8 protein-coding genes are annotated in these 7,008 nt (G+C 63.4%); 5 read left to right on the top strand and 3 right to left on the bottom strand.

The window, feature by feature from the left end; genetic code table 11:
- From NCR38_RS11285 to NCR38_RS11275, 3 genes are all read left to right on the top strand, one after another.
- The coding region (locus NCR38_RS11285; RefSeq protein ID WP_143756435.1) for a phosphate acyltransferase at positions 1-158 on the top strand (158 nt) is incomplete at its 5' end.
- A 453-nt stretch (positions 159-611) separates the two neighbouring features.
- Positions 612-1,058 (top strand): ribonuclease, encoded by a 447-nt coding sequence (locus tag NCR38_RS11280; RefSeq protein ID WP_250477079.1) that lies wholly within the window; start codon positions 612-614, stop codon positions 1,056-1,058.
- Positions 1,059-1,074: 16 nt separating this feature from the next.
- Positions 1,075-1,638: a barstar family protein gene (locus tag NCR38_RS11275; protein WP_250477078.1), complete on the top strand. Its 564-nt coding sequence runs from the start codon at positions 1,075-1,077 to the stop codon at positions 1,636-1,638.
- 98 nt (positions 1,639-1,736) lie between these two features.
- Here NCR38_RS11275 and NCR38_RS11270 read toward each other — a convergent pair whose 3' ends face one another.
- Both NCR38_RS11270 and NCR38_RS11265 read right to left on the bottom strand, forming a co-directional pair.
- Positions 1,737-2,474 (bottom strand): 16S rRNA (uracil(1498)-N(3))-methyltransferase, encoded by a 738-nt coding sequence (locus NCR38_RS11270; protein WP_061121324.1) that lies wholly within the window; start codon positions 2,472-2,474, stop codon positions 1,737-1,739.
- 64 nt (positions 2,475-2,538) lie between these two features.
- Complete coding sequence (locus NCR38_RS11265; protein WP_061121327.1) at positions 2,539-2,952, bottom strand: glyoxalase/bleomycin resistance/extradiol dioxygenase family protein; 414 nt, start codon at positions 2,950-2,952, stop codon at positions 2,539-2,541.
- 498 nt (positions 2,953-3,450) lie between these two features.
- Here NCR38_RS11265 and tkt point away from each other — a divergent pair, with 498 nt between their 5' ends.
- Together tkt and gap are read left to right on the top strand one after the other, a co-directional pair.
- Positions 3,451-5,463, top strand: coding sequence for a transketolase (tkt, locus tag NCR38_RS11260; protein WP_250477080.1), 2,013 nt, complete (start codon positions 3,451-3,453; stop codon positions 5,461-5,463).
- 48 nt (positions 5,464-5,511) lie between these two features.
- Positions 5,512-6,522, top strand: coding sequence for a type I glyceraldehyde-3-phosphate dehydrogenase (gene gap / locus NCR38_RS11255; RefSeq protein WP_061121322.1), 1,011 nt, complete (start codon positions 5,512-5,514; stop codon positions 6,520-6,522).
- A 71-nt stretch (positions 6,523-6,593) separates the two neighbouring features.
- Here the strand turns inward: gap and NCR38_RS11250 are convergent, their stop codons facing one another.
- Complete coding sequence (locus tag NCR38_RS11250) at positions 6,594-6,983, bottom strand: hypothetical protein (protein WP_061121321.1); 390 nt, start codon at positions 6,981-6,983, stop codon at positions 6,594-6,596.
- Between the last annotated feature and the right edge of the window lie 25 nt (positions 6,984-7,008).

The following is a 7,008-nucleotide window of genomic DNA, read 5'->3' as shown; positions in this document are numbered from 1 at the left end:
ACAACCTGCTGAAGACGGCGGCGGGCAGCGGCATCGCCATCGGGCCGATTCTGCTCGGCGCCGCGAAGCCGGTTCACGTGCTGACGTCGTCGGCGACGGTGCGGCGTATCGTCAATATGACGGCGTTGCTGGTGGCGGACGCGTCGGCGGCGCGCTGATCGCGGCTATGGCATGAGATAAAAGCGGCGGGCTTGCCCGCCGCTTTTTTTTCCGGGTAGAAAAAAGCGTGCCGTGCGAGCACGGCACGCTGGAGAAAAAGCAAAAGAGGGTATCTGCTTTAACCCGCAAAACGCGGGATCGTCGGCGAAGCGCGATGCCGTGAAGCTGGCGACGAGTGAGGCGGCTCATCCAGGGGCTTCAAGATCCCACGAGCAAATTATTATCTCGTCCGCGATAAAAATCTCTCAGATTTGGGCTAATCATGCGACGACGAATCGCTCAGAACTGACCAGTCTTCGCCAAACCGAGAAAAAATTTCCGATTTTCGGGCCAACGTTGCTTCGCCCTGTCATTAGCGATACCCTTACATCTTTCATGGTCGCCGGATTGTGGTGCAACGCGAGGGCAGTCGGTTGGTGACACGCGCGCGAGGTATTTCCTTTTTCGTCGCCTTGAGCGTCCTTCTGGGCGCATGCGGCAAGGACGAACCTCGAGGCGGCGGTCAGGAACCGGTTGCTTCGGTGAGTCCGGCGCCGGCCTCGCGAGCAGAGCCGGTCCGGGAGGCGCAAGTACGGCAGCCGGACGCGACCGGCGGGCAAGAGCGCGACGGACTGGCCACCGTCCACATTGCGCAGTTGCCCAGGCAGGCCGTCGCAACCCTGCGGCTGATCGAAACGGGTGGCCCATTCCCTTACGAGAAGGACGGCGTCGTGTTCGGCAATCGCGAGCGTGTGCTTCCGCGGCATCCACGCGGCTACTACCACGAATACACCGTTCCCACGCCTCGCGCGCGGGATCGCGGCGCGCGCCGGATCGTGTGCGGTGGTCCGAAGAAGCAGGTCGGCGACTGCTATTACACGGACGACCACTACGCTACTTTCAAACGGATTGCGGATTAACTACGGGATTTACGGCATGAGCGACAACATCTACGCGCACGACCACAGCGTCGCGAGTGATCTTTTCGCCACCGGCGATGGCAACCTGTTCCAGCGAGTATTGCGGCTACGCATGACAGAACACGACAACAGACCCGACGACGAGACGAGGCCTGAGGAGGGCCATCCGCAAGAGGATCCGGAAGCGCTGTTCGCCACGGTGCGGCCGAATATCGTTCAGTCGATTCGCGCTTTTCGCGTGCAGGATCTCGCGGATGAGGCGAACCGCCTCGGCCAGCATTTTCTCTATGCCTATCTGGGCCAGGCGCAGAGCAAGCAGGAAGTGCTCGAGACCATCGCGACGTCGTTTCTGTTTCCGAAGCACTTTGGCAAAAATTACGACGCGCTCTACGATTCGCTCACCGATCTCGTCCACAAGGCGGGCTCGCAACCGGGTTTCGTGATCGTGCTCGAACAACTGCCGATTGCGCAGAAGTTCGACAAGGAAGGCCGGGAAGTGCTGCTCGACGTGTTCCGCGACGCGGCGGAATTCTGGGCGGAAAGGAAAGTGGCGTTCCGCGTGTTCTATTCGTTCGTCTGATTCAGCACGACTGGCGCGAGCGCCGGTCAAGATAAGCAACAGCCCGATGGATGCAGCCAGGCGTCCATCGGGCTGTTTTCATTTGTGTGGCGGGCGGATCACCAGCCGCCCCAACGCGCGGCCAGCGCCGCGAGCACCGCGATGCCCGCCGTTTCCGTGCGCAGCACGCGCGGGCCGAGTTCGAGCGCCGAGAATCCCGCCTCGATGATGGCGCTTTCTTCGCCGGGCGAAAAACCCGCTTCCGGCCCGATCAGCAACGTGACTGGTTCGCGCGGTGCATCGACCGGCAGCGCTGCGAAGCTTACTTCGGCGCGCGGCGAGAGCAGCAGGCGCAGTTCGCCATCGGTGGCGGCGGGCAGATCGGCGAGCCAGGCGTGAAGATCGCGCGGCGGCGCGACGTCGGGCACGCGGTTGCGCCCGCACTGCTCACACGCCGCGCGCGTGAGCGCCTGCCAGTGCGCCTGCCGCTTGAGCGCACGCTCGCCGGCGAGACGCACGACGCCGCGCTCCGTGGTGATCGGCGCGATGCCCGCCACGCCCAGTTCCACCGCCTTCTCAATGAGCCAGTCCATCTTGTCTCCGCCCGCGACACCCTGTGCGAGCGTCACGCGATAAGGCGGCTCGGCCTCGCGATCGCTGTATTCGTCGATGCGCGCCGTCACCGCGCGCTTCGCGATATCGACGAGTTCGCCGCGATATTCGCCGCCGCGGCCGTCGAAAAGGGTAACCGCGTCGCCCGTTTGCAGACGCAGCACGTGCACGTGACGCACGACGTCATCCGGAAGGAGGAGGGTTCGGCCCACGAAAAGCGGACCGTCGACATGAAAACGTGGCATGAATGCTCGATCGCGAACGTTGCTGTCCGCGGATAGTGATGATGCTCGCCGGCGACGCGCCGCTTCAGCGCAGATGCCGCGCGATCGCCCAGCGATAGCCGTCCGGGTCTTCGATCTGCGCGAAGCGGTCACCCCAGAACTGGTCTTGCGGCTCGATGAGCGGCTTCGCGCCGACGGCGAGCGCGTGCTGAAAAGTGGCGTCGACGTCATCGACATAAAGATAGAACGACTGCGGCGCCATCAGTCCCGCGCTCTTCGGCGTGCGCGCCTGCGATCCGTATGCGCCTTCTGGCGCGAACATCACGATCAACTGTCCGCGATACGTCATCTCGACATGGATGATCGTGCCGTCATCGTTCACGCTGTCGCGCACCCCGAAGCCGAGCGCCTTCTCATAGAACGCGGTGCTTACGCGCGCGTCGCGCACGGTGAGATACGGAATCAGCCAGGGCACGTCGGCGGGGCGTGGGTCGGTCATCGAAAGCACTCCTTGAAGCCTTTGCTGCTGCACAATGGGAAGCATTTTGCCACGAAGCCGTACTACGAATGGACCGGCAGAGAATGAACGAACATGGCGCGCCGGACGGATTTCGCCGGATGAACGTCCGTTGGCGGCGCGCGTTACCGTGTAATGTCACGCGTTGTCGCGTCGTCGTGACACGGTTGTATCGCTTGCGACGCACGCGGCGCGGTGCGGTTCCCCCGATTCGCCGACGGTGATTTGCACGGAACATGCCCGCGCGCCGGGACGCCTGGCCGCACCGGACGCGCTCCTTACAGGCGCGTGTCAATCGGACCGGTCTGTTAGAATGACGGCCTCCCGATCCTCGTCGTTTCTCGTCGTTCCGGTCCTGAAAACGTTGTGTCCCGCGGGTCCGGCTCGAGTGAGAAGTACTGCCAGAGAAGCACCGCGGATCATTTCAGGACCTGCCCCAGACTCGACATGACGATCCCGACCTCCAGCCAGTCCGCCCTCATGGCCAACGCAATCCGCGCGCTCGCCATGGACGCCGTTCAACAAGCCAACTCCGGTCACCCCGGCATGCCCATGGGCATGGCAGAAATTGGCGTCGCGCTGTGGTCGCGCCATCTGAAGCACAACCCGACGAACCCGCACTGGTTCGATCGCGACCGTTTCGTTCTGTCGAACGGCCACGGTTCGATGCTGCTGTACTCGCTCCTGCACCTCACCGGCTACGACCTGCCGCTCGCCGAACTGAAGAACTTCCGCCAGTTGCATTCGAAGACGCCGGGCCATCCGGAAGTCGGCATGACGCCGGGCGTCGAGACGACCACCGGCCCGCTGGGGCAGGGCGTCGGCAATGCGGTCGGCATGGCGCTTGCCGAGGCGCTGCTCGCCGCCGAGTTCAACAAGGCAGATGCGAAGATCGTCGATCACTACACGTACGTGTTCCTCGGCGACGGCTGCCTGATGGAAGGCATCTCGCACGAAGCCTGCTCGCTCGCGGGCACGTTGAAGCTGAACAAGCTGATCGCGCTGTACGACGACAACGGCATTTCGATCGACGGCCACGTCGAGCACTGGTTCCACGACGACACGCCGAAGCGCTTCGAGGCATACGGCTGGAACGTGATCCGCGCGGTGGACGGCCACAACGTCGATGCGGTCGATGCCGCCATCGCCGCCGCGAAGAAGTCGGACAAGCCGACGTTGATCTGCTGCCGCACGGTCATCGGGAAGGGCGCGCCGACGAAGGCGGGCGGCCACGATGCGCACGGCGCGCCGCTCGGCGACAAGGAAATCGCGGCGACGCGCGCGGCCATCGGCTGGAACTACGGTCCGTTCGAGATTCCGCAGGAAGTGTACGCAGCGTGGGACGCGAAGGAACAAGGCACGCACGCCGAAACCGAATGGAACAAGGCGTTCGACGCGTACAAGGCGAAATACGCCAGCGAGGCCGCCGAATTCGCACGTCGCATGAGCGGTGAGTTGCCCGCGAACTGGGCGGAAGCTGCCGCAAAGATCATCGAGGACGCGAACCAGAAAGCCGAAACCGTCGCGACTCGCAAGGCATCGCAGCAGACCATCGAAGGTCTCGCGGCGGCGCTGCCGGAACTGCTCGGCGGTTCGGCCGACCTGACCGGCTCGAATCTCACCAACTGGAAGGCTTCCAAGGCGGTGCGTGCGGCAGGAGATGCGGAAAACGCGAATCCCTCGGGCATCCAGTGGGGCAACCACATCAATTACGGCGTGCGCGAATTCGGCATGAGCGCGGCCATCAACGGGATCGCGCTGCATGGCGGCTATCGTCCGTTCGGCGGCACGTTCCTGACGTTCTCGGACTACAGCCGCAACGCGCTGCGCGTCGCCGCGCTGATGAAATCGCGCTCGATCTTCGTGTTCACGCACGATTCCATCGGCCTCGGTGAAGACGGCCCGACACACCAGTCGGTCGAGCACGTGTCCAGCCTGCGCCTGATCCCGAATCTGCAGACGTGGCGCCCGGCCGATACGGTCGAAACGGCCGTCGCGTGGACGCACGCGATCGCGCACCACGGTCCGTCGACGCTGATCTTCAGCCGCCAGAACCTGCAATTCTCGACGCGCAACGACATTCAGATCGCCAACATCGCGAAGGGCGGCTACGTGCTGCGCGACTGGAACGACGATATCCCCGCGCGCAAGATCATCCTCATCGCGACCGGCTCGGAAGTGCAGCTCGCGATGGAAGCGGTCGAGGCGCTGGCGAAGGACGGCATCGGCGCGCGTGTCGTGTCGATGCCCTGCACGAACGTCTTCGACAAGCAGGACGCCGAGTACCGCGAGCGCGTGCTGCCGAAGGGCGTGGCGCGCGTGGCGATCGAGGCGGGCGTGACGGATTTCTGGCGCAAATACGTGGGCCTCGAAGGCGGCGTGGTCGGCATCGACACGTTCGGCGAGTCGGCCCCGGCGGGCGCGCTGTTCAAGCATTTCGGCTTCACGGTGGAGAACGTGGTCAAGACGGCGAAGGCCGTTCTCGCCGCGTAAGCACTGACGTCAGCGAAGCAAGGTTTTTTTAAGCCAAGGAGATAGACCATGACGATTCGCGTTGCAATCAACGGCTACGGCCGGATCGGCCGCAACACGCTGCGCGCCCTCTATGAGAACGGCAAGAAGCATGACATCGAGATCGTCGCCATTAACGACCTCGGCGATGCCAAGACCAATGCGCACCTGACGCAATACGACACCGCGCACGGCAAGTTCCCGGGCGAAGTGTCGGTGGACGGCGACTACCTCGTCGTCAACGGCGACAAGATCCGCGTGCTGGCGAACCGCAACCCGGCCGAACTGCCGTGGGGCGAGCTGAAGGTCGACGTGGTGATGGAGTGCACGGGCTTCTTCACGACGAAGGAAAAGGCGAGCGCGCACATCAAGGGCGGCGCGAAGAAGGTCATCATCTCGGCGCCGGGCGGCAAAGACGTGGACGCGACCGTCGTGTACGGCGTGAACCACAACGTGCTGAAGGCTTCCGACACGGTCATCTCGAACGCATCGTGCACGACGAACTGCCTGGCACCGCTCGTCAAGCCGCTGAACGACAAGATCGGTCTGGTGAACGGTCTGATGACCACGATCCACGCCTACACGAACGATCAGGTTCTGACGGACGTGTATCACGAAGACCTGCGCCGCGCGCGCTCGGCGACGCACAGCCAGATCCCGACGAAGACGGGCGCTGCTTCGGCTGTCGGCCTCGTTCTGCCGGAACTGAACGGCAAGCTGGACGGCTACGCGATCCGCGTCCCGACGATCAACGTATCGGTGGTCGATCTGTCGTTCATCGCCGCACGCGACACGACGGTCGAGGAAGTCAACAAGATCATGAAGGAAGCGTCGCAAGGCGAGCTGAAGGGCATCCTCGGCTACAACGACGCGCCGCTGGTCTCGATCGACTTCAACCACAACCCGGCCTCGTCGACGTTCGATGCCACGCTCACGAAGGTCTCCGGCCGTCTCGTGAAGGTGTCGAGCTGGTACGACAACGAGTGGGGTTTCTCGAACCGCATGCTGGATACGGCTGTGGCGCTCGCGAACGCCAAGTAAGTTTCGGCTTGCTGAAACGACAAAGCCGCTCTTCGGAGCGGCTTTGTTTTTGGTGCTTCGGCCTATCTCGGTTACGCGAGCTTTTCTCGCAGGAACGAGACGACGTAAGGCGTCGCCGCAGCGGCAACTGTCGATGCCGTGGCGGGATCGATTCCCATGCGCGCCGCGATCGATTCGGCGACGCGCCCCGTCAGGATGCCTTCGCCACCTTCTTCCATCGATTTCAGAAAGCCGTCGCCCCGCACGAGCCCTGCCGCGAACGCGGCGAAAAAGCTCTTGCCAGGATGATCACCCAGCAAGCCCTGATTCTGTTCTTCGGCGTGTGCGTGCGCGGTTTCCGCAGCGGTGCTGAGCATTTGCTGGCTATCTTCGGGACTGAAGCCTTGATCGGTCAGCGCTTGCGTGGCTTGCGCGCCGTGCTCCGAAGACAGAAATTCTGAAACGAGTTGTTGCATGTCCATCGATGCTGCTCCTCTTGATGTTCGC

The sequence above is a fragment of the Caballeronia sp. INML1 genome, from assembly GCF_023631085.1.
Lineage (GTDB): Bacteria > Pseudomonadota > Gammaproteobacteria > Burkholderiales > Burkholderiaceae > Caballeronia > Caballeronia turbans.
Note: the sequence above shows the minus strand (reverse complement) of the source record. Positions and strands in the feature narration are given on the sequence as shown.